This window comes from Kutzneria sp. CA-103260, assembly GCF_018263855.1.
Taxonomy (GTDB): domain Bacteria; phylum Actinomycetota; class Actinomycetes; order Mycobacteriales; family Pseudonocardiaceae; genus Kutzneria.
This window is the reverse complement of sequence record NZ_CP073318.1, coordinates 4,548,932-4,571,369: the sequence shown is the minus strand read 5'-3', so window position 1 is coordinate 4,571,369 and position 22,438 is coordinate 4,548,932. Positions and strand designations below refer to the sequence as shown.

Genomic DNA, 22,438 nt, shown 5'->3' with positions numbered 1-22,438 from the left:
GGTAACTCTCATCGCTGCGATGAGTGAATCCGATCGCTCAGCTCCCACAGCGCCACCGCAGTCTCCACGTCGACGGCGTGCGGCGCCACTCCCACCGGCCACTCGCCGCGCATCGCCGCGGCCGCGTCGTCGGGCGAGGCGATGGGGGAGACGTTGTTGTTCTCGCAGTACACGCCGCCGAGGCCGTCGAGCAGCGGGCTGGTCGCGCACCAGACGCTGGTCGACGCGCCCTGCCGCACTGTCTTCGCGCCGCGTTCGGGGTCGATCACCGGGTGGCCGGCGTCATCGACCAGGTTCAGCGCCCGCAGGTCGGACTCGTTGGCGTAGCGAGAGAGGTCGGTGCCGATGATCGAGCCGGGGTGCAGGGAGAAGCCCCGGATCCCCTCGGATTCGCCCCGGCGGTCCAGTTCCAGCGCGAACAGGATGTTCGCGGTCTTGGACTGGGCGTATCCCTGCCACTCGTCGTACGGGCGGCGCTTGAAGTCCGGGTCGTCCAGGTGCACCGAGGAAAGCCGGTGCGCCCAGGCCGAGACGGCGACCACCCGCGCGCCCTGCGCCTTCCGGAGGGCCGGCCACAGCCGGGTGGCGAGCCGGAAGTGGCCGAGATGGTTGGTGGCGAAATGGGACTCGTGGCCGCCGACGGTCCGGGCGAGCGGCACGCACATGATTCCCGCGCTGTTGACCAGCATGTGCACGGGCCGGTCGGAGGCCAGGAAGTCCGCGGCGAAGGTGTCGACCGAGGCCGGGTCGGCCAGGTCCATCGGCGTGATCTCGACGCGGTCGATGCCGGTCAGCCGGGCGCGGGCCTTGTCCGGGTAGCGGACCGGCACCACGACCGTCGCGCCGGCGGCGCTGAGCACGCGGGTGGTCTCCAGGCCGATGCCGGAGTGCCCGCCGGTGATGACGGCTGTCTTGCCGGTGAGGTCGATGCCGTCGAGCACGTCTTCGGCGGTGTTGGCGGCGGTGAAGGGGGAGTTGATCGGTAGCTGCGCTGTCATGCTTTCAGGTTGCCGTGCGTGATTCGGACTTCCAATGCTTGAGGATCCGTCTTTGATGCGCGAGAGTCCAGGTATGGAGGTCGATCCGCTGTCTGGGGCGCTGACGCTGGTCCGAGCCCGGTGTCGCATCACCGGGCGGCTCGCGGCCGGCGGCGACTGGTCCGTGCGGTTCCGCCCCGAGTTCCCGCTCAAGCTCTACGGCCTGGTCCACGGCCGGTGCTGGCTGATCCTCGACGGCGAGGCGAGGCAGTTCCATCAGGGGGAGGTCATCGTGCTCAACGGGGTTGACTCCGTGGTGCTGTGCAGCGATCCCGCGGTGCGCCCGATCGAGGCGGCCGTGGTGTACGGCGAGGACCCGTCGTCGGCCCGGATCGGTGACGGCGACGACTTCGACCTGGTGGGTGGCCATGTGGAGATGAACCGCAGCGGCGACGACCTGTTGCTGGCGGCGCTGCCGAGGATTGCTCATATCGCTGACACGCCCGAGGCGGGGGAGATGCTCGGCGTGCTGACCGGGCTGCTGCGGGAGGCCGGCGACGGCCGGCCCGGCGCGCACTTCGCGGCCGCCCAACACGCCCAGCTGCTGCTGGTGCACGTGCTTCGGTTCCTCGTCGAGCACGACGCCGCACGCCCGGGCTGGCTGACGGCTCTGGGTGACGCTGCCCTGCGGCCGGCCGTCGAACTCATGCACGGCGATCCCGCGCGGTCGTGGGGCCTCGACGAGCTCGCCCGCGCCTGCGGCATGTCCAGGAGCACCTTCGCCGCCCGCTTCCGTGACGTCGCCGGCCAACCACCCGTCGCCTACCTCAACCGCTGGCGGATTCGCTTGGCGGAACAGGCCTTGCGGGACACCGACATCACGGTGGCGGCCCTCGCCGCCCGTCTCGGCTACGCCACACCCAGCTCGTTCAGCCACGCGTTCCAACGGATCACGGGACTGTCGCCGGGGCAGCACCGTCGGCTCGAACCGATCCCGTGATCGCCGAACCCTCGCGCGCTTCGCCCGGACGCCGCCGCACTTCCCGACGTCTTGCGTCCGGGGTCCCGGCGAGAGGGGGACCTACGTCCCATGGTCTCCCAGCGCGCCCGCGAGTAGAACGGACGCATGGGGAAAACCGGGGGATTCAACGACGAGCTCTCCGCTTCGCAGTACCGCGGGATCTATGCCCGGGTGCGAGCCCAGTGGCCGGCGGCGGCCGAGGATCTGGACGTGCCGACCAGGTTCGGCCGCACCCATGTGATCAAGTACGGCCAGGGCCCGCCGGTGGTGCTGGTGCCGGGATCCGGAGCCACGGCGGCGAACTGGTCGCCGAACGCGGCGGCGCTGGGGGAGCGCCACACGGTGATCTCCGTCGACACACTGGGCTTTCCCGGGCTGGGGCAGCAGACCGAGCCCTTCACCGGCCCGTCCGATCTCGGCGTGTGGCTGGCTGATCTGCTCGACGGGTTACGTGTCGACACGGCCCATGTCGGCGGATTGTCCTACGGCGCTTGGGCATCCATGCAACTGGCCTGGCACGCGCCGGCGCGGGTGGAGTCGCTGCTGCTGCTCGAACCCGGCGGCAACTCCCTTGGCCGGCCGCCGTTACGCAGCCTGCCGGCGATGGTGCGGCTGCTGCTGGCCAGAAGTGAGGCCGCCTACGAGCGGTTCGGTCGGGTGGTGGAGGGCGGCTGGCCCAATGACCGGGACCGGCAGCGGCTGGTCAATTTCGGCATGGCCAATTATCTGAGCGCGGTGCCGATGATCAAATACGTCTCGGACGATCAGCTGCGCCGATTGGATCAGCCCACGCTGCTGTTGCTCGGCGGCACGAGCATCGTGCACGACCCGGTCACAGTGTTGGCCCGGGCCCGGGCGCTGATGCCCAACGTGCAGGCCGAGATCATCGAGGGAGCCCCGCATCCGCTGGCCGAGACGCACGCCGAGATCATCAACGAGCGGATGCTGGAGTTCCTGGGATAGACACCGCCAAACCGAGTATCGGTCGTCCGGTTCATCACGTTGCTACTTGTGGCGCAGCTCGCTTGCGATTGACCGATTTGGGAGTTACGGTCTGCCCAGCTGAATATGGGTGGGGGGAATTCTGGTGCGTCTGCGCACTGTGCTGGCTGCTGTCTGCCTGTCGTTGGCGACGCTCGTGTCCGGGGTGGGGCCGAGCTTCGCGGCGACGCAGGACACGTCGGCCGACAAGATATGGGTGCAGTACCTGGCCTATCGCGACTCGCGTTCCACGGTGCGCATCGGCGCCTGGCAGGCGCTGCTGTCCAGCACGCCGGACGCGGCGATCGCCCAGTTCGTGGCCACCGGCTACGACTACTCGGTGAAGCTGGCGGCGGAGACCAAGGCCCGCAATGCCGATTTCGCGCGCCGGATCCTGGACACCTACCCGGCGGAGTACGCGCCCGAGGTGCACTCGGCCGCCCAGTACGCGGTCAACAGCCGGGACGACGCCGATCGTGAGCGGTTCGCACATGGCGGTTTCCAGGCGGCCGAGCAGCGTGACCGGCAGGTCCGCCAGACCCGGGGCGACCAGGCCAAGGCGCTGGTCGAGGCGGACCGGGCCTTCGTGCGCGACCTGGCCGCGAACGACCCCGGCACCCAGGTCCGGGTGAGCGCCTCGTACGCCACGAGGGTCGGCGCCACCGACGACGACCTGGTCGACTTCTTCGCCTCCGGCTGGGCCCTGGGCGCCCGGCTGGACCTGGAGTCCTACCGCTTGCAGGCGGCCGACAACGAGAACAAGTGGCGAGCCTCGCTCGCCCGCCTGATCACCGACGCCCAGGCCGCCGAGCAGGCGGCCAAGAACGCCTCGGGTGACGCCGCCGCGAAGGCCCGCGAGGCGGCCGGGCAGGCCTGGCACGCGGTGGGCGACCAGACTGCCCCGGCCCGCTCGGCCTGGGACCAGGCCCAGCAGGTCGCCGACCGGCAGGCCCGCAACTGGGCGGCCATCGCCCAGGCGGCGGCCGCCGCCACCGGCCCGAACTGGGCGGCCGTGGTCGCCCCGGCCCAGGACAACTCGACGCAGTGGTCGGACGAACGCGGCTTCGCCGCCGACCAGGCCCGCTACTGGAATGCCTTGCTGCAGCAGGCTTTGGACGGCGAGCAGCGGGTGCGGTCCGGCAGCTGAGGCTGCCTCGGTTCCCTTCGGCTTCACTTCTTTTTCCACCATCGATGAGGACAGGTGTATTCGGCATGCCTACGAACAGACCCGGTGCGGTCGGGCGGGCCCTGCTCGTCGCCGCCACGACGACGGCGCTGACCGCCGGCACGCTGGCCACGGGGGCCCTGGGCGCGGGAGTCGCCAGCGGCGCTCCGGCCGTGGCCACCGCCGCGCCGCAGGCCGACAAGGCCGCGGTGACGGTCGCCGAGGCGACCCAGGAGGAGAAGGTCAACGCGATCCGCGCGCTGGGGATCGACATCGACAACACCTGGCTGGTGTTGCGCGACCGCGACTTCGTCTTCAAGATATTCGACAACGCCGACGCCACCCGCTTCCCGCTGGTCAAGGACGGCGCGCTGCAGTCCTATCGGGACGGTGACACGGCCGCGACCGTGTTCATCCGCACCGGCATCTACGACCTGGCCCAGCGCGACCGCGACAACTGGGCGCGGGCCAAGGTGGAGCGGGACCTGGCCCGCAAGCTCAAGCAGTCGGCCGCCTCGCTGATCGCCATGCCGGTCACCGACCAGCAGCTCGACCTGGGCTACAAGGACTTCGTCTACAAGATCTGGCAGTTCACCCGCAACGTCCAGGACAGCAAGCGGGTCAACGCCGCGGCGCTGGACGCGTTCGGCGGCAGCGACGCCGACCAGAAGACCTTCCTGGAGTCGGGCCTGCTGGCCGCGGTGCGCCAGGACCAGGACGACGCCATCAAGGCGGCCAAGGACGCCAGCGATGCCGAGAAGGCGCGGCTGGCCGCGCGGGCGGCCAAGACCAACGCCGCCTCGGTGGTGCTGCTGCCGGTCGACGACACGGTGCTGAGCCTGTCCGACGACAACTTCATCCGCAAGATCATCGAGCGGGCCACGCCCAACAGCGAGGTCTACAACGCCGCGTGGGCGGCGCTGCGCAGCACGGTCCCGGCCGACTGGAGCGCCTTCATCACCACCGGCATCTTCGACGCCAACAAGCGTGACATCGACATCGCCCGGCAGAAGAAGGCCGAGGAGGACCGCAAGGCGGTCCGCGAGCTCAAGGCCCGCGCCGAGAACGGCCGGATGCAGCCCCGCCTGGTGGCCGCGGCCGCCGCGGCGCTGGCCGGCGACGACGCCGCCGTGGCCGCGTTCCTCAAGGACGGCCAGTACGCCGTGTCGACCCAGTCGCTTCAGGTGACCACCGAGGCCACCGGTGTGCGCGGGGCTTACGCGGTCAGCGCCGGCGGCGACGTCAACATCTGGTTCGGCGACGCCGGCACCAACGGCACGGCCAAGATCGCCGACGCCACCTGGAAGGTCGTCGCCGGCCTGGCCGACCCGAACTGCTTCTCGCTGGAGTCGGCCACCATCGCCGGCAGCTTCGTCCGCCAGCACGACCTGCGGGTGCGGCTGGAGGCCAACGACGGCACCGCCGGCTTCAAGAACGACGCCACCTGGTGCTCCCGCGCCGCCCTGGACGGCAGCGCCGACGTGTCGCTGGAGTCCAAGGCGCAGCCGGGCCGCTTCCTGCGGCACATCGACGGCGGGCTGTGGGCGGCCAACGACAGCAAGCAGAACCCGTCCGACAGCGACTTCCAGTTCGCGCAGGACGCCACCTGGCACATCGCCGACAACAACCCCGACGTCACCACGCCGATCGGGCAGCGCTGGTACAACGACGCCGCGTTCCGCCAGGCCGTCGGCGACCCCAAGGGCACCGAGGTCTACGACGACGGCGTGCGCTACCGGGACTACACCAACGCCCGCGTCTACTGGAGCGCCAAGACCGGCGCGCACAGCATCGCCGAGCCGATCCTGACCAAGTACCTGGCCGAGGGCGGGCACAAGGCGTTCCTGCCGGTGACCGACACCAACGCCACGCCGAACAAGCCGGGCCGCTACAACCACTTCGTCAACGGCATCTCCATCTACTGGAGCGCCAAGACGGGCGCGCACCTGGTGTACGGCGCGATCCGCAACCACTGGCAGGACATGGGCTGGGAGAACTCCTACCTCGGCTTCCCGACCGCCGACGAGTTCGACATCCCGGGCGGGCGCCGCAGCACCTTCGAGGGCGGCCACATCGACTTCAACGCCACCACCGGCGCGGTCGTCGACGTCCACGGCAACTGATCCACATTCGCGAGGGGGGCTCGGCGCGCGCCGAGCCCCTCTTTCCTCGGCGGGGAGCCAGAACGTGAGAGTGACAACAAGAGCAGTGGGCGCCGCGCTCGCGCTGGCGGTGCTCGCCGGGGTGGTGCAGGCGGCGCCGGCCACAGCCGCAACCGCGGCCCCGGTCCGCCCGGCGGCGACGTCTGACGAGTCGCCGGCGCGCCCGATGCCGCCGGAGCTGTACCACGAGTGGGACGGCAAGGACGGCCTGCCGCCGCTGACCAGCGATCCGCGGCTGCGCCAGATCGTCGTGGACAACGCCGAGCTGGATCCGGACCAGGAGGTCCGGGACGCCGCGAAGGCGGCCTTGGACGCGAACACCAACGACGCGATCATGGCTTACCTCAACGGTGGCCAGGACACGGCCCGGGCCAAGGCCGACGCCCGGCGGGCCGAGGCGGCGCGCCAGGACCGGGCGGCCATCGAGCCGCTGCGCGGCACCGGCGGCCCCTACCTGCGGGCCGAGGTCGACCGGGTGCTGGCCGGCACCGACGCGGACCGGGCGCAGTTCGTCGCCTACGGCCGGGCGATCGCCGAGCAGCGGGACGCCCAGGCCACACAGGACGAGAAGACGCGCCTGGACCAGAACCGGGCGCGGGTGCAGGCGCTGGTCGCGGCCGGCGGCCCCGCCGTGTCCAAGGCCGCCCAGGCGGCGCTGGCCGGCGGCGACGCGGCCGTGGCCGAGTTCCTCAAGACCGGCTACCTGACCGCCGCGAAGGCCGACGCCGACGCCCGCGAGCAGGAGCTGAAGGACCAGGAGGAGCGGGACAAGGCCGCCGACGCCCTGTCCGACCTGGCCAAGAAGGCCGCCCGTGCCTCGGCGGCCCGCCAGCAGCTGATGGTCGCGCACGGCAACGGCGTGCGGGCCCTGGAGCAGGCGTCCAACGCCCTGGTCCTGGCCGGCGCCGAGGCCCGCAAGGCGGCCCAGATCCTGGCCGCCAACACCGCCGGCGGTCAGCATCCGGCCGACTCCTTCGACGTCGTCAAGGCCGAGGTCGCCCGCCAGCTCGGCTACGCCCGCACCGCCGCCGGCCAGGCCGCGCAGGCCGCGACCGCGGCGAAGGCACAGGCCGACGTGCTGGTGGACACCGGCCTGACCTACGGCACGCAGTGGGCGCAGATGGCCCAGGGCATGGCCGACGCGGCCCAGGCCGCGGTGTCGGCATCGGAGACCGCGCAGCACGCCATCGACGCCACCGCGTACACCGACCAGGCGCGCAACGCCCAGGAGCAGGCCGAGCGGCACGCCGCCGAGGCGGCCGCGTGGCGTCAGCACGCCGAGGAGCACGCCCGTGCGGCGGCGTCCATCGCGGCGGCGGCACAGGCGCAGGCTGACGCGGCCAAGGACGCGGCGGCGCGGACCAAGCAGGCCCGCCAGGTCGCCGAGGCGGCCCGGGATCGGGCCCTGGCGGCGGCGCAGCGCACCCGTGACGCGCGGATCACCGCGGAGAACGAGGCGGCCAAGGCCGCCGCGGCACGGCAGGTGGCCCAGCAGGAGCAGGCCAACGCGGCCTCGGCTCGCGCTCGGGCCGAGCAGCAGGCCGCGGTGGCGAAGTCCGCGCGTGGCGAGGCCGACCGGTACGCGGGCATCGCCGCCGCGGCTCGCAAGGACGCCGAGACCCAGGACGGGATCGCCGGGCAGGCGGAGACCAACGCCACCAACGAGGAGCACAACGCCGCGGCTGCCCGTGACCGGGCCTTTGCCGCGGAGCGGAACCAGCAGGCGTCCGAGGCCCGCGCCCAGGCGTTGGAGGCCGCAGCCGCCGCCGCGCGGGGCACCGCCAACGAGCAGCCGGCGCGGGATGCCGCGAACCAGGCCCGTAGCGACGCCACCACGGCCATGTCGGCCGCGGTCGGGGCCCGTGGTGCCGCGAACACCGCGACCGGTGCGGCGGTGGGTGCCCGCTCGGCAGCCACCGACGCCACCCGTGCTGCGGCCCGTGCTCGGGCTGCCGCACAGCAAGCAGCCGCCGCTGCGGCACGTGCCAACGCCGCGGCCAACAAGGCCGAGGCTGAGGCCGCCGCAACGCATGCTGCGGCATTGCAGGCCAACGCCGCCGCTGCGGACGCGACCGCGAACGAGGCCCAGGCCGCTGAGGCGGCGCGGGCGGCCGTGCGGCTGGCCGAGCAGGCCGCCGCCGAGGCCGTCGAGTCGCTGCGGTCGGCCGAGCGCACGCGCGCCGAGGCCGACGCCGCCGCCACTGAGGCGGTTTCCGCGGCCACGCAAGCGAACTTGGCAGTACAGGCGTCGACCGCCGCCCGTGCGTCGTCGCAGGCGATCACTGACCCGGCCAACACGGCGATCACCGTGGCCGCGCCGTTCGCCGGCAGCGACGTGGACGCCGACTTCGTGATCCTGGTGGCCAACCAGGCCAAGTCGGTCGGCGCGGAGCAGGCCAAGGCAGCCCAGGACCGGGCCAACGAGGCACTCGACGCCGCCAACAAGGCAGCCGACGCGGCAGCCAAGGCCGCCGCTGAAGTGAAGCCCGCCTTCGATGCGGCCGCCGCGGCGGCCAAGTCGTCGGCCGACGCCGCCCGCTCGGCCGCCCAGGCCCAGCAGGCCGCCGCCGACGCCGCCGTCGATGGGGCGGCCGCCCGGGCTGCGGCCGCGAAGGCCAACGACGCCGACGCGCAGGCCCACGCCGACGCCGTGCGGGCCCGCCAGGCCGCCAACAACGCCAGCAACGACGCCGCTATCGCCGGCCGCAGTGCCTCCGCCGCCGAAAGCGACGCCGCCGCTGCCCGCAGCACCGCCGCCGCCGCCGAGGCCGACGCTGCCGCCGCCCGTGGGGCAGCCGACCAGGCCGAAGCCGACGCCACCAAGGCCAACGCCGCCGCCGACAGCGCCCAGAAGCACGCCGACGCCGTCGCCGAGGCGGCCAAGAACGCGCGCGACAGCGCCGTCCAGGCCCAGCAGGCCGCCGACCGCGCCGAAGAGGCGGCTCGCAAGGCCGAAGAGGCCAACCGGCGGGATCAGGTCAACCAGGGCGACGCCAAGCAGGCCGACCTGACCCCGGACGAGGAGCAGCTGCTGCTCCAGGCCGGCGGGCCGGATCTGCTCAAGCAGTACAAGGACGGGCTCGCTGAGGCCAACAAGGGCATCCTCGACTTCATCAAGGAGAACGGCGCCGACGTCCTGCTGGAGCTGATCGGCGTGAAGGACGCCGAGCGGTGCTTCGGCGAGGGCGACATCATCGGCTGCCTGTGGACCGTGGTCAACGTCGGCTCGCTGCTGATCGCCATCGGCAAGATCCCGGCGGTCAGCAAGGCGATCGGCCGGGTCGCCGAGGGACTGGCCAAGTTCCTCGACGGCACCAGCGCGGGCCGCAAGCTGTTGGAGCGGCTCAACAAGTTCCCGGTCTGCAACTGCTTCCCGGCCGGCACGCCGGTGGCCACCGAGCACGGCTCGAAGCCCATCGAGCAGATCGCGGTCGGCGACCGGGTGTGGGTGCGCGCCCTGGACACCGGGCAGTCGCGGCTGCGCGCCGTGTCCTCGCTGTTCAGCAAGCACGCCGACACCCTGCTCACCATCACTGCCGGCACGGCCGTCGTCGAGGTCACCCCGCAGCACCCGTTCTGGGTCGTGGACAGGGGATGGGTCGACGCCGGCGATCTCCGAGTGGGCGAGCACCTGCAGTCCCGTGACGGCAGCCAGCCGGCCATCGCGAGCATCACCACGAAGTCCACCTCGACCACGGTCTACAACTTCGAGGTCGAGGGCGACCACAACTACTACGTCACCGAGGGCCAGCTCCTCGTCCACAACTGCGCGCGGATCTGGGAGGCCATCAAGGGCACCCAGGACGTCTATGAGGGGACGGCGCTGCCGAAGTCCTTTGAGCTGAGCCTGGAGGGAGCCGACAAAGTCTGGGTCGCGCCCAATGCCACCAAGCACATGCTCGAGCGGATGCCCAGCGACGTCCGGCCCGCGCTGCGTGACCTCGCGGCCCAGGTCCAGCTGTCCAGCCTGCGCAGCGCGGTGCAGAAGGCCGTCAAAGCCGGGTACAAGTACGATGAGATGGTCGTCGTGGACGGCTGGGAGCTCATCTTCGGCCCACCCAAGACGGGGCCGCTGCCGACTCTCTATCACGCCCTGCAAAAGAATTGACGGAAATGGTGCTGAGGGTTACTCGAGTCGTCGAGGCGCGGACCGGCGACGTGGAAGGCGACGTGTACGTGCCGTTCTCCGTCGACTGGGTCCCGGTGGGGTCCGCCGGCACTCCCGCCTACTACTTCGCGGAGGATCGGGACGGGGGCTCGTCGGCCGGTTACGTCGAACTCAAGATCGAGCGGGTGACCGGCGAGGTCATCGCGGTCGTCGTGGTCAACCTGCCCAAGCGGCAGGCGGCGATGCCGGACCTGACGGGCATCCCGGTGGTCGAGGGCGGCGTGCGGGTCGATCTCGCGCCGTGGGAGCCCAATCCCGACCTGGTTCCCACCAAGGAGCGGTTCGACGAGCGGTGTCCGCTGTCGGTGGCCGAGGACGAGACCCACGTCTACTTCGGGCTGTCCGACACCGCCCCGGTGCGGCTGGTGATGGCCGGCCCCACCGGGTTCGGGATCGGGCCGGACGACGAGCTGACCGGGATCGTGGTGGCCCGGACCCCGGGTGTGTGGGAGTCGATCCCGCAGTGATCGAGTTCCGTTGACCTGGTTGGCTTGGACGTGCGGATCCGTACTCTCGTTGAGTCGAAGGGCGAGTTGGTCCGCCTTGACGACATCACCCCGCAGCTGCGCCTGCGGCGTGCTGAGCACTTCGATGGCGTCATCGTGTTGGGGGTCAAGGACCGGCCGGTGATCGACGAGACCGTGGTGGATGACGTCGACTGGTTCTGGGGTTTTCTGTGGACCGCGACCAAGGACTTCGTCAACGGCTGCGACGTGAAGATCGGACTGCCGACGCTGCCGTACGAGTTGGAATTCATCCACCTGACCGAGGGGAACGCGAGGATATCCTTCTCCGGCCGAGGTACCTCGGTGCAACGGTTCTGCGTGGCGCAGGAACTCGTCGAGGCCATCGTCACGGAGGCGGATTCGTACTATCGGAACATGATCAGACTGGCGAAGAAGCAACAGCGTCTCTGGCACGACATGCTCGACGATGTGCGCGCTTTTCGAGACTAGGCGGGTCGTCTTGTCGGGTGGTCGCTGTGGCAGACGCGGCGGCGACCACCCGAGGACCTCACAGTGATCGAGTTCCGCTACGGCGAGCTGACCACCGACGGCCTGACCTCGCGTAACCGGGCCGAGGTGCACGCCGCCCTGGATGCCGACCTGGTGTTGGCCGAGGACGGCCGTGAGCTGTACTCGGAGGTTCAGTTCCCGGTGGTGCAGGTGCTGGCCGCGTTGCGCGAGTGGCAGCGGGATCGGGGCGTCTTCGAGTTCTGGGAGCCGTCCTTCGTGCGGGACCGGTGGGGCGTGCGGTTCCGGCCGGTCGGCGACGGCTGGCAACTCGTCAACGACGACGAGGATCCGGTGGTGACCAGCTCGGTGCTGGCCACCGCCGACCTCGACGCCGCGATCGACGACTTCGGGGCCCGGCTGCGGGTGTCGTGCGTGGCGCGGCTGGGCGAGTGGATCACCGAGTTCGTCTGAGTGCCGGGCTTGCCGGGCCGGCGCGGGGCCAGCACGATGTCGGCAACGACATCGGGAGGCGGGTCGATGGATCTCGGACTGGACGGCAAGATCGCGGTGGTTACCGGCGCCAGCAAGGGGATCGGCCTGGCGATCGCGATCGCGCTGGTCGCCGAGGGCGTGCACGTGGTGGCCGGTTCCCGCAGCGGCAGCCCGGAGTTGGAGGCGTTGATCCGGGACGGCAAGGCGCATGCCCTGGCCGTCGATCTCGGTAGTCCGGACGGCCCGGGTCGTCTGGTCGATCTGGCGTTGGCCGAGTGCGGGCGCGTCGACATCCTGGTCAACAACGTCGGCGCGGCGACCCCGAGGACGACCGGCTTCCTGAACGTCACCGACGAGCAGTGGGCCCACTCCGTCAACCTCAACCTGATGGCCGCGGTCCGCACCACCCGCGCCGCGTTGCCCTCGATGCTGGCCGCCGGGAGCGGCTGCGTCGTCAACATCGCCTCCATCAACGCCAACCTGCCCGATCCCGGCGTCATCGACTACGGCGCTGCGAAGGCCGCCTTGGTCAACGTGACCAAGGCGCTGTCCAAGGAGTTCGGGCCGCGCGGGATTCGGGTCAATTCGGTCAGCGCCGGCCCCGTCGCCACCGACCTGTGGCTCGGCGATGGCGGTGTCGCCCAGACTCTGGCCGCTGCCACGGGGTCAGACCCCGCCGCCGTCGCCGACGGGGCCGCCGCCAACGCCGTGACCGGCCGTTTCACCAGGCCGGAGGAGGTTGCCGACCTCGCCGTGTTCCTGGCCAGCGACCGCCGGGCCGGCAACGTCACCGGTGCCAACTTCACCATCGACGGCGGCTACACCACGGAAACCCACTGACGGATCTGGTAGACGTGTCGGCATGAGCGATGTCATTGACCTGACCGGGAAAACGGTGATCGTCACGGGTGCGTCCGCCGGCATCGGCGCGGCGACCGCGCGGGCCCTGCACGCCGCCGGGGCGTTCCCTGTCCTGGCCGCGCGCCGGGCCGACCGGCTGGCCGGGTTGAGCGAGGAACTCGGCGGCGCGCTGGCCGTGGCCACCGACGTGACCGATCCCGATCAGGTGCGCGGTCTGGTCGCCGCCGCCCTGGAACGGCACGGGCGCGTCGACGGCCTGGTGAACAACGCGGGCGCCAGCATCCAGGGCCCGATCGCCGATATCGACGTCGCCGAGTACCGGCGGATTCTCGACCTCAACGTGGCCAGTCTGGTCGGCGTCACCCAGGCTGTGCTGCCGGCGATGCGGGAGCAACGGTTCGGTCGCATCGTCAACGTCAGCTCGGGCACCACCCGCCGGGTGGCGACCGGCGTCGGCGCCTACGCGGCCACCAAATCAGCCGTGAACATGATCAGCGCCGTCATGCGCGAGGAACTGGCCGGCGACGGGATCGCGGTGTCGCTGCTGCTGCCCTCGGTGACCGCGACCGAGTTCGGCAACGGCATCTTCAAGGACGGCGTGCCTCCCCGCCCCGGCATGGTGGTGCACCGCCCGGAGTACGTGGCCGGTGTGGTGCTGCGGCTGCTGCGCACCGGCGAGGACACCTTCGACATCCCGCACGGCCCCGAGCAGCCTGATATCGCCCGCGTGCCCGAGTGAGCATCGTATCGGCGAGGGAAATCGAAGCGGGTTGTTGGGTGTTTCGGCGCGGTTGTGGTTGTTGCTGGTGATGGGTGCTGGGGTGTTTTGGTCTGGTGGTTATTGGGTGGGGTTTTTGGGTTGCTCCGGGTGGATTTTGCGTGGAGCCTCTGGGCGATGGCAGTCGAGGCAAGAATCGGACAGGCTGCGCCTGCCTCGATCGCCGGAGAGCGTATGCCATCGCCCCCCTCCACGCAAAATCCACCCTCCGAGGTAAGGGGTGGGGGTTGCTTGGGCGGTCGCGCTTTTCGGCGCTGACGCTTTGGCCAGATTTGGATCCTCATTACCTTTTCTTTGGTCCGCCCGATTTTATCTCCCGCGCTCCGCTCGGGCCGTCTTCTCGCCACCTTCTTCCTGGTCTTCACTTCAAACCCAACCTTCCGACCCCACCCTTTGTTGGCCAGTTATTTCTCTTTGTCGGGTGCTGTTTCGCTGTGGAGTTGTCAAAGAACGGGCGGTCAGTACTGGTGGGGCGTGGTGGTGTAGTGGCGGCCTTGCGGGGTGTGCCAGTGCAGGGTTCCGTCTTCGTCCAAGGTTGCCGTGTAGTCGCGGTGTTTGAGGTGGTGGTGATGGGCGCAGTAGCCCTTGAGTTGGGTGGCGTTGGTCTTGCCTTGTGGCCAGGGAACGGTGTGGTCGAGTTCCCGGATGGGACTGACACAGCCGGGGGCTGAACAGGTGCCGCCGTCGCGGAGGGTGGAGAAGGCGCGGGTTTCGGCGTTGGGGCGGTAGGTGTGGGTGCCGATGGCGCAGGCGTGGCGGTACTCGTCGAGGAGCAGGCCGGCCCAGGGGCCGTGCATGGCCAGTTCGCGGGCGGAATCGGCGGCAATCGGGCCATAGCCGTCCAGCAGGGCCGGGTCCTCGGTCAAACCGATCAGCGTCTCCATCGAGATGGTGACATGCACCTTGACCTTGCGATCCACGCCGTACCCCAGGAAGCGGTCCAGGAAGGCGTCGGCGCGTTTCTGGTCGGTGGTGCGGTCGTCCTTCGGTAGGGAGCGGGCGTCGCAGGTCAGGAGGTCGTAGGCCTGGCGGGCGTCGATGGCGGGCAGGATGATGCTGAGCAGGGCCATGCCGTCGGGTAGCGGGGTGAACTCGACCCGCCGGTCCTCGCGGGCCTTCAGGCGGCGCTGGTCGTAGCCGAGGGGGTCGGCCTCAGCGACTGCTTTGGTGGCCCGGCGGGCCAGCTGGGTGCGGGTCAGGCCGGGGGCCACGTCCGCCAGGGCCTCGTCCACTTGGGAGATCAGCGCGGGGTTGGTCAGGTGGACCACTCGGTCGTCGACGGTCTTGAGTCGGCGGGGGTCGATCTCGCCGCGCCGTAGTAGCTCCGCGCACCGGGGTAGCCGGTCTAGGACGTCGCTGTATTCCTTCTGACGGACTACCGACTGCTCCGGCTCACGAACGGCCATGGCGATCTCGGCGGTGTCCTCGATCCCTCGAACCAGGCTGAGCTCGATGTAGTGGAGAGCCGCCATGGCCTTACGAGCCACAATAAGCAGAGTGAGCTTCTGATCGTCGGTAAGGCCCTCGACATCCACACCCAGGAGTAGATCCACCATGACCCCTGAGGGTTCCATGGACTCCAGCTCTCGGGTGATTTCCTTCATGCCTCCAGAATACTCGCACACATGATCGAACTCGACTCACTAATGGGTGAATTCAAGTCTGCAAAGAAAGTCTTTTCTCAACCCATCTCACCCAATAGTCCTCGCCCCTTACCTCGGAGGGTGGATTTTGCGTGGAGGGGGGCGATGGCATAAGCTGTCGGCGATCGAGGCAGGCGCAGCCTGCCCGCTTCTTTGCCTCGATGCCATCGCCCAGAGGCTCCACGCAAAATCCACCCGGAGCAACCCAAAAACCCCCACCCTTCAAACGCAACACACCCCCACTCCACGCAAAATCCTCCGGAGTCACCCCGTGGAATCACCGCGGAAACCTAACTCGCAAACCCCGACAACCCTCAACAAAACCGCCCCCGCACGCACAACCACCACACCCCACCCCCAGACCGCTAAGTCGCCCGAATCACCGTCCGGCACCGGTCAACCACCGTCTCCCCGGGCTTGGCCGCGACGCTGTGGTGTTCCAGCTCCGCGTAGCCCCCATAATGCCCGTCGTCCTCGAACACCTGGATGACGTCACCGCTCTCCTGATACGGCCCGTCCCGGTAGTCGCCACCGGGCCGCACGTCGATGTGGCGTTCCATCACCAATCCGGGCCGCGTGTAGCGGAGCAGACCGGTGGCGATCTCGGAAACCACACCGAACTTGCTCATGCGTCGCCCGGACAGGTCAATAGCCGCGATGCCTCGGGAAACGGTGAAGCGGTCGGGATCCACCGGCTCGGGGAGGTGGTCCCGGAACGAGAACCCGCCGGTCACGCCGATCTCCAGCCGTCCGCCGAGGGGAACCTGCACGACGCTCCACACGTCCACGGCTTGTCCACTTTGGACGTGGAGGACAGTTTCGGTCTCGTATTCGGCGACGTAGCGGGTGTCGGCGTGCACGGTGACGTGCCGTTCGACGACAACGCTGCTCTCGGCCCCGGTGTTGCGGTCTCGGAGGGTGGCGGTGAGCACCAGGTCGAGACCGTCGGTGGACTGGTGCACAGCGTCCCAGTTGCCGGGGTCGATCTCGCCCGGAACGGTGTGGTTGACCAGATCGTCTCGACCGGCCCCGCGCCAGAACCAGTCCCGCTCGGGTCCGAGCCAGAGCCGGTCGCCGCCGAGATTCCAGCCGGAAGGCTCGGCAGCGACCCAGAACGCATCCCGACCACGCACCGAAACCTGGAGGATCCGGCCGGACGGCGGGGCGAAGGTGATGGTCAAGAACGCTCCAGCACGATCACGTCGGCGTCTACGGACTCCCAGTCGACCGGCAGGCCGGCGGACATCAGATGGGCCCCGGAGTATGCGCCGTACCGAGCTGAAGGGTCCAAACCGGACAGCCGGATCCGGGGCCGCCGGGCCGACAGGGCCGGGGTGCCGTCCAGCGGTCCGGTGTTCCAGGCCAGCACGACAACCTGGTCGGGGCCGGTGTACTGAAGGGCGAACGTCGGGTCGGCGGGCGTGCCGATCATCGTCACCGACGCGGAGTGCAGGAACTCCCGCAGTTCCTTGTACTGCGCCACATACTGGGCGGCCTCGGCCCGCTGCTCGCCCGTCCACGACCGGATGTCGGCCCCGATGCCCAGCGCGCCGGCCATGGCCAGCACGAACCGGAACCGCAGCGACCGTGGCCGGGGATCGAACATGCCGGGCGCGTCGGTGACCCACGAGCTCATCACGTGTGGGGCGTGGGCGTGCAGGAAGCCGTACTGAATGGACAGTCGGTCCAGTGGGGCGGTGTTGTCGCTGGGCCACACGACATCGGTGCGGGCGATGGTCGCCAGCTCGACCCGGGCGCCGCCGCCGGCGCAGCCCTCGATGGCCACGTCGGGGTGCGCGGTCCGCAGATGGTCCAGCACCCGCAGGTAGTTCCGGGCATGGGCGCCGTCAAGGTCCAACGACTCCGGCGCGCCGCCGCCGGGGCGGCCACGCTCGGTCGGCGGCCGGTTCATGTCCCACTTCAGGTACCGGATCGGGTACTCGGTCAGCAAGCCGTCCAAAGTGGACAGGACAAAGCCGAAGACGTCTTCCCGCCCCAGGTCCAGCAGGAGCTGGTTGCGGATCAGGGTCGGCTCGCGGCCGTCGAGGTGGTAGACCCAGTCGGGGTGTTCGGCGTACAGGCGGGACTTGGGGCTGATCGACTCCGGCTCCACCCACAGCCCGAACTCCAGGCCCAGCGCCCGCACGTCCTCGACGAAGGAACCGAAGCCCTGCGGGAACTTGGCCGGGTCGGGCGTCCAGTCCCCGAGTCCGCCGGTGTCGTCGTGCCGGCCGACGAACCAGCCGTCGTCCACCACGAAAAGCTCCGCACCCAGGTCGGCGGCCACCTTGGCCAGCTCCAGCTGGCCGGCCGCGTCGACGGCGAACTCCGTTGCCTCCCAGGAGTTGTACAGCACTCTCCGCCCGCCACGGGAGATCTGACGTTCGTACGAGTGCCACGCCCGAGCCAGACCGCCGAGACCGTCCACACTGTAGGCGGCGGCGACCTGCGGCGTCTCCAGCGACGCACCCGGCTCCAGCAGCACCGCAGACTCGTGCGGCTGACGGCCGACCCGCACCCGGCAGGAGCCGCTGAGCTCGATGTCGGCGTCGATTCGCCAGGAACCGGGCCATGCCAACGAGAATCCCCACGTGGGGCCGTCGGGCGCCGAGTCGTCCTGCACAGCCAGCCAGGGGGAGTAGCCCTGCCCGGCGACGCCTTGCTGACTACCGATCTCGAACCGTCCGGCCGGCAGCACCAGCTGCTGTAGCTGGAACTCCTGAGCCCACTGTCCACTGAGGAACGACAGTCGGGCGGTGTCGACCGGCACGCAGAAGCCGGCGGAGTCGAAGCGCTCCAAACGAATCGCCGTGTCACCGGTGTTGGTCAGCTCGGTCCACCGCAGCAGCACATCAGTGCCGGGCACGACCTCGTAGTACAGGTCGGTCCGCAGTCCGCTCAGCGGATCGGCGAACGTTAGCCGCAGGGAACTCTCCTTGGCCGAGGCCGAGTCGAACGTCCACCACGATTCCCGAGCCGCGCCAACGGGTCCGGCCACCAGATCCGCCCCGGAGAACGGCCGCAGCCCGAACGGGGCGTACTCGACGGGTGCCCCGTCGGCCTCCGTCATGTACGGCGTACGACCCACGTTGGCCAGCGGTGACGGCCCGTCCTCGATCCCCGCCGGACCCCAGGACCGCAGTTCGGCCCAACGCTGATGTTCCGGCAACCCAACCGTGTAAGTGGTAGTCGCGAGCCTAAGTGTCCACTGAGTCACTTGACCGCCCCCAGTGCGAGCCCGGCCACGAAATGCCGCTGGAACCGGAGGAACACGGCGATGGTGGGGATGGCGGCGATCACCGAGCCGGCAGCGATCACGTTCCATTGCGACACATACTGTCCTTGCAGGCCCAGCAGGGCCGAGGTGATGGGCATCTTGGAGTCGGTGCGGATCACCGTGATCGACCACAGCAGGTCGTTGAACACCCAGGTGAACGACAGCGCGGCCAGCGAGGCCAGCGCCGGCCGGGTCAGCGGCAGGATGACCCGCCAGAAGATCTGCAGCGGCGACGCGCCGTCGATCACCGCGGCCTGCTGGATCTCGTTGGGGATGGCCCGCATGAAGCCGTACAGCACGAAGGTGTAGAAGCCGAGCCCGAAGCCGATCTGCACGCCGATCAGCGCGGCCAGGGTGTCGTAGATGCCCAGCATCTCGGCCATCTTGGACACCGGAACCAGCAGGATCTGCGGCGGCAGCAGGTTGCCGGCCAGCATGACCAGCAGCACCGTCCGTCGGAACGGCAGGTCGTAGCGGCTCAGCGCGAACGCCGAGATCGCGCCGAGGGCCAGCGTGATGACCACCGCCGGGATGGTGACGACCAGGCTGTTGACCATCGCCTGGAACTCGCCGCCGTCGATCCAGGCCTGGGCGAAGTTGTCCAGTGTGAACGAGTGCGGCAGGCCGCCGACGCCGTTGGCCGCCACGTCGTCGAAGGTGCGCACGCTGGTCACGATCACCAGCAGGATGGGCAGCAGCCACAGAACCGAGATGCCGCCGGCCACCAGGTGGAAGCCGCCGGTGCGCAACGCCTTGGCCCGGCTCACTGCTGCACCTCGCTAGCGCTCGGTGTCCGCGTTCGCGGACGCTCTGTGTTGAATGATTTGCTCGCAAGCTCGCTCATGCGTCGGCGTCCCGGAACGCGCGGACCAGGTAGGTGAGGATGACCCCGAAGGCCAGCACGAAGATCACCACGGCGAGCGCGGAGGCGTAGCCTAGGCGCAGCGACTGGAAGGCGGTGGAGTACATGTAGGTGCTCAGCAGTTCCGAGGAGTGGTAGGGGCCGCCGCGGGTCAGCGCCCACACGACGTCGAACGAGCGCAGCGAGTCGATGATGATCACCGAGAGCACCACCGAGTTGACGCTGCTGAGCTGGGGCAGCGTGATCTTCGTGAACTGCTGCCACTTCGAGGCGCCGTCCACAGTGGCCGCTTCGTACAGGGTGGGGTCGATCCCCTTGAGGCCGGCCAGGTACAGCACCATGATGTAGCCGATCTGCCGCCACAGCGCCGGCACGATCACCGCGTACAGCGAGGTGTTGGCGTCGGCCAGCCACGAGTGCTGCCAGCTGTCCAGGCCCAGCGCGCCCAGCACGGTGTTGACCAGGCCGTCCGGCTGGTACACGGCCTGCCAGATCAGCGCGGTCGCGACCAGCGAGAACACCACCGGCGTGAACAGCGCGGCCCGGTAGAAGCCGACGCCCTTGCGGTCCTTGAGCAGCAGCAGGGCCATGCCCAGGCCGCCCAGCGCGGACAGGCCGCCGAACAGCACCAGCCACAGCACGGTGTCCAGGAAGGCCTTGCCGAAGGTCGGGTCGCTGAACAGTTCGGCGTAGTTGCCGAAGCCGACGATCACCGCCGGCGAGACGCCGTCCCAGCTGGTGAACGACAGGTACACGCCCTGCAGTGCCGGCCAGAACACCCAGAACGTCTCGACCAGCAGCGGCACCAGCACGAAGGCCAGCAGCGCCGGGGACAGGGTGCGGCGCCGGCGGCGTGGCCCCGTCGGCGAGGACGGGGCCACGGCCGGCGCCGTGAGGGTCGCGGTCACGTCAGGAGGTCCAGATCTTCTTGGCGTTGGCCTGCCACTCGGTCAGGATGGAGTCCACCTGCTCCGGGTGCTGGATGAACTTGATCAGCGCGGTGTCGGCGGTGGGCTGCAGGGCGTCGCTGGAGTCCCGGTTGAAGAACTGGGTCAGGTCGGCCGCCTTGTTCAGCATGTCCTTGCCCTTGGTGATCAGGGCGGTGCCGGCGTCCTTGGCCGCCGGGTTGGCCGGCAGCGAGCTGCCCGAGGACGACTTCAGGTACGCCTCCTGGGCCTCGACCGTGGTCAGGTACTTCAGGAAGTCCTTGGTCGGCTGGGTGCGCTTGGTGCGGGAGCTGGCGAAGAAGCCGTCGGTCGGGGCCTCCTCGGCCAGCGGCACCGCCGGGTCGATCACCGGGAACCGGAAGAACCCGATGTCGTCCACGTCCTCCTTGGGCGTGGTGTCCAGCAGGAAGGTGCCGATCAGCATCATGCCGGTGCGGCCCTGCAGCAGGTTGGTGGTGGCGTCCTGGAAGGACAGTGCCGTGCCCTTCGGGTCGAAGTGCGGCAGCGCCGTCTTCCACTGGTCGAACACCTTGTGCACCTGCGGGTCGGTGAAGGAGTGCTTGCCGGCCAACAGCTCGCGGTGGTAGTTCGCGCCGTTGATGCGGATGTTGAGGTAGTCGAACCAGCCCGAGGCCACCCACGGCGTGGAGTTGTCCGCGCCCAGGCCGATCGGGGTGACGCCCTTGGACTTGATCGTCTCGCAGACCTGGAGGAAGTCGGCCCAGGTGGTCGGTTCCTGCACGCCCCACTTGGCGAAGTTGGACTTCCGGTAGAACAGGCCCCAGAAGTAGTAGCTGGTGGGGATGAAGATCTGCTTGCCGTTGTCGGTGCTGAGCTGCTTGAGGGCGTCGCTGTAGCCGGTGACGCCGTTCCACACGTCGCTGACGTCGAGCAGCAGGCCCTTGTCGGCGTAGGAGCGGGCCACCGAGCCGGCATACCAGGTCATCACGTCCGGCGGGTTGGACGAGGTGAGGTAGGTCGGCAGCTGGGTCCGGAAGGTCTCGGCGGCCACCGTGTTCAGGCTGGCCTGCGAGCCGCCCTTCTTGTTGAACGCGTCGACCAGGGCCTGCATGGCCGCCTTCGCCGACGGCGCGGAGAGGTTGGACTGCACGGTCACCGGGCCGGTGGCCGACCCGCCGCCCGCCGAGCTGCCGGTGGAGGTCACGCAGCCACCGAGGGCGGTGGCCGCGCCTACGGCGCCGAGTCCGGCCAGGAAACTGCGCCGGGAGAAGCCCGTGGTGGTCATCAGCGACCCCTGTCGTTCACGTGAGATGGGAAGTGACAGTGAGGTTGCAGCGGCGAGGCGACGGTGTCAAGATATATTACTAAATTAGTATCTGCGGTGGCTGGGCGATACTGTGCTGTCTTCACACAAGGTGTGGGATGCCGACAGCGCGAAGGGGTGGAGGGCGTCAGGTGACCGGTTACCAGCTCAGGGGCGTGCACGGGCAGACCGTGGAGGCGCTGGCCCGGCGGATCCTGTCCGGCGAGATCCCCGAGGGCGCCACCCTCGACCTGCTCGCGCTGCGGGAGGAGCTGGACGTCAGCCTCACCGCGCTGCGCGAGGCGCTGAAGGTGTTGGCGGCCAAGGGCATCATCGACGCCCGGCAGAAGCGGGGCACCTTCGTGCAGCCCCGCAGCGGCTGGAACATGCTCGACGGCGACGTGCTGCGCTGGCGCTCGGCCGGGCCGCCCGACCCCGACCTGCTGGAGCACCTGGCCGAGGTCCGGGCCATCGTCGAGCCGGCCGCCGCCAAGCTCGCCGCCCAGCGGGCCACCGACGCCGACCTGGCCGACCTCGACACCGCCCTGGCCCGGATGGCCGAGGCCGCCGGCAACCCCGGCAAGCTCGTCGACGCCGACCTCGACTTCCACCGGGCCCTGCTCGGCGCCACCCACAACCAGCTCGTCGTGCAGATGGAACGGGTCATCGCCAGCGGCCTGGCCATGCGCGACCAGGTCGTGCACAACGCCGATCCGGCCGACGACCCGGTGCCCAGCCACCGCAAGGTCCTCGACGCCATCCGCGGCCGTGACGCCGAGGGTGCCGAGCAGGCCATGCGGGCGCTGGTGGACAAGGCCAGCGAGGACCTGCGCCGCATCTCCGGAAACTGACTCCGGCCACACGGTTCCTGCTGCGGGGATCGG

General features: G+C 69.8%; 18 protein-coding genes. 11 read left to right on the top strand and 7 right to left on the bottom strand.

The window, feature by feature from the left end:
- Positions 1 to 8 precede the first annotated feature (8 nt).
- The gene (locus tag JJ691_RS19670; protein ID WP_211770203.1) at positions 9 to 998 is read right to left on the bottom strand and encodes an SDR family NAD(P)-dependent oxidoreductase; all 990 of its coding nucleotides are present in this window, start codon (positions 996 to 998) and stop codon (positions 9 to 11) included.
- Between the two features lie 73 nt (positions 999 to 1,071).
- Between JJ691_RS19670 and JJ691_RS19665 the strand changes: the two genes are divergently transcribed.
- The 10 genes from JJ691_RS19665 to JJ691_RS19620 all read left to right on the top strand — a co-directional run bounded on the left by JJ691_RS19665 (position 1,072) and on the right by JJ691_RS19620 (position 13,522).
- Entirely contained in the window at positions 1,072 to 1,977 is a 906-nt protein-coding gene (locus tag JJ691_RS19665; protein ID WP_211770202.1) for an AraC family transcriptional regulator, read from the top strand.
- A gap of 126 nt (positions 1,978 to 2,103) precedes the next feature.
- Positions 2,104 to 2,961 (top strand): alpha/beta fold hydrolase, encoded by an 858-nt coding sequence (locus JJ691_RS19660; RefSeq protein WP_211770201.1) that lies wholly within the window; start codon positions 2,104 to 2,106, stop codon positions 2,959 to 2,961.
- Between the two features lie 124 nt (positions 2,962 to 3,085).
- Positions 3,086 to 4,126, top strand: coding sequence for a hypothetical protein (locus tag JJ691_RS19655; RefSeq protein WP_249228042.1), 1,041 nt, complete (start codon positions 3,086 to 3,088; stop codon positions 4,124 to 4,126).
- A 65-nt stretch (positions 4,127 to 4,191) separates the two neighbouring features.
- Positions 4,192 to 6,267: an AbfB domain-containing protein gene (locus JJ691_RS19650; protein WP_211770200.1), complete on the top strand. Its 2,076-nt coding sequence runs from the start codon at positions 4,192 to 4,194 to the stop codon at positions 6,265 to 6,267.
- A gap of 70 nt (positions 6,268 to 6,337) precedes the next feature.
- Entirely contained in the window at positions 6,338 to 10,414 is a 4,077-nt protein-coding gene (locus tag JJ691_RS19645; RefSeq protein WP_249228041.1) for a polymorphic toxin-type HINT domain-containing protein, read from the top strand.
- A gap of 5 nt (positions 10,415 to 10,419) precedes the next feature.
- Positions 10,420 to 10,941, top strand: a complete 522-nt coding sequence (locus JJ691_RS19640; RefSeq protein ID WP_211770199.1) for a hypothetical protein — start codon at positions 10,420 to 10,422, stop codon at positions 10,939 to 10,941.
- 24 nt (positions 10,942 to 10,965) lie between these two features.
- Complete coding sequence (locus tag JJ691_RS19635; protein ID WP_211770198.1) at positions 10,966 to 11,430, top strand: hypothetical protein; 465 nt, start codon at positions 10,966 to 10,968, stop codon at positions 11,428 to 11,430.
- A gap of 63 nt (positions 11,431 to 11,493) precedes the next feature.
- Positions 11,494 to 11,901: a hypothetical protein gene (locus JJ691_RS19630; protein WP_211770197.1), complete on the top strand. Its 408-nt coding sequence runs from the start codon at positions 11,494 to 11,496 to the stop codon at positions 11,899 to 11,901.
- A 66-nt stretch (positions 11,902 to 11,967) separates the two neighbouring features.
- Positions 11,968 to 12,762, top strand: coding sequence for an SDR family NAD(P)-dependent oxidoreductase (locus tag JJ691_RS19625; RefSeq protein ID WP_211770196.1), 795 nt, complete (start codon positions 11,968 to 11,970; stop codon positions 12,760 to 12,762).
- 22 nt (positions 12,763 to 12,784) lie between these two features.
- The gene (locus JJ691_RS19620; protein ID WP_249228040.1) at positions 12,785 to 13,522 is read left to right on the top strand and encodes an SDR family oxidoreductase; all 738 of its coding nucleotides are present in this window, start codon (positions 12,785 to 12,787) and stop codon (positions 13,520 to 13,522) included.
- 497 nt (positions 13,523 to 14,019) lie between these two features.
- Here the strand turns inward: JJ691_RS19620 and JJ691_RS19615 are convergent, their stop codons facing one another.
- The 6 genes from JJ691_RS19615 to JJ691_RS19590 form a co-directional block, all read right to left on the bottom strand.
- Entirely contained in the window at positions 14,020 to 15,165 is a 1,146-nt protein-coding gene (locus JJ691_RS19615; protein ID WP_211770195.1) for a DUF222 domain-containing protein, read from the bottom strand.
- A 404-nt stretch (positions 15,166 to 15,569) separates the two neighbouring features.
- The gene (locus tag JJ691_RS19610; protein WP_211770194.1) at positions 15,570 to 16,385 is read right to left on the bottom strand and encodes a hypothetical protein; all 816 of its coding nucleotides are present in this window, start codon (positions 16,383 to 16,385) and stop codon (positions 15,570 to 15,572) included.
- Positions 16,382 to 18,373, bottom strand: a complete 1,992-nt coding sequence (locus JJ691_RS19605) for an alpha-galactosidase (RefSeq protein ID WP_211770193.1) — start codon at positions 18,371 to 18,373, stop codon at positions 16,382 to 16,384. Before JJ691_RS19605 ends, JJ691_RS19610 begins: the two co-directional genes overlap by 4 nt.
- Before the next feature lie 44 nt (positions 18,374 to 18,417).
- A complete protein-coding gene (locus JJ691_RS19600) occupies positions 18,418 to 19,248 on the bottom strand; it encodes a carbohydrate ABC transporter permease (protein ID WP_211770192.1) in 831 nt (276 codons plus the stop codon).
- A 73-nt stretch (positions 19,249 to 19,321) separates the two neighbouring features.
- Positions 19,322 to 20,251, bottom strand: coding sequence for a carbohydrate ABC transporter permease (locus tag JJ691_RS19595; protein WP_211770191.1), 930 nt, complete (start codon positions 20,249 to 20,251; stop codon positions 19,322 to 19,324).
- A gap of 1 nt (position 20,252) precedes the next feature.
- Positions 20,253 to 21,536, bottom strand: coding sequence for an ABC transporter substrate-binding protein (locus JJ691_RS19590; RefSeq protein WP_211770190.1), 1,284 nt, complete (start codon positions 21,534 to 21,536; stop codon positions 20,253 to 20,255).
- Between the two features lie 170 nt (positions 21,537 to 21,706).
- Between JJ691_RS19590 and JJ691_RS19585 the strand changes: the two genes are divergently transcribed.
- Positions 21,707 to 22,405, top strand: a complete 699-nt coding sequence (locus JJ691_RS19585) for a FadR/GntR family transcriptional regulator (RefSeq protein ID WP_211770189.1) — start codon at positions 21,707 to 21,709, stop codon at positions 22,403 to 22,405.
- Positions 22,406 to 22,438: the final 33 nt, after the last annotated feature.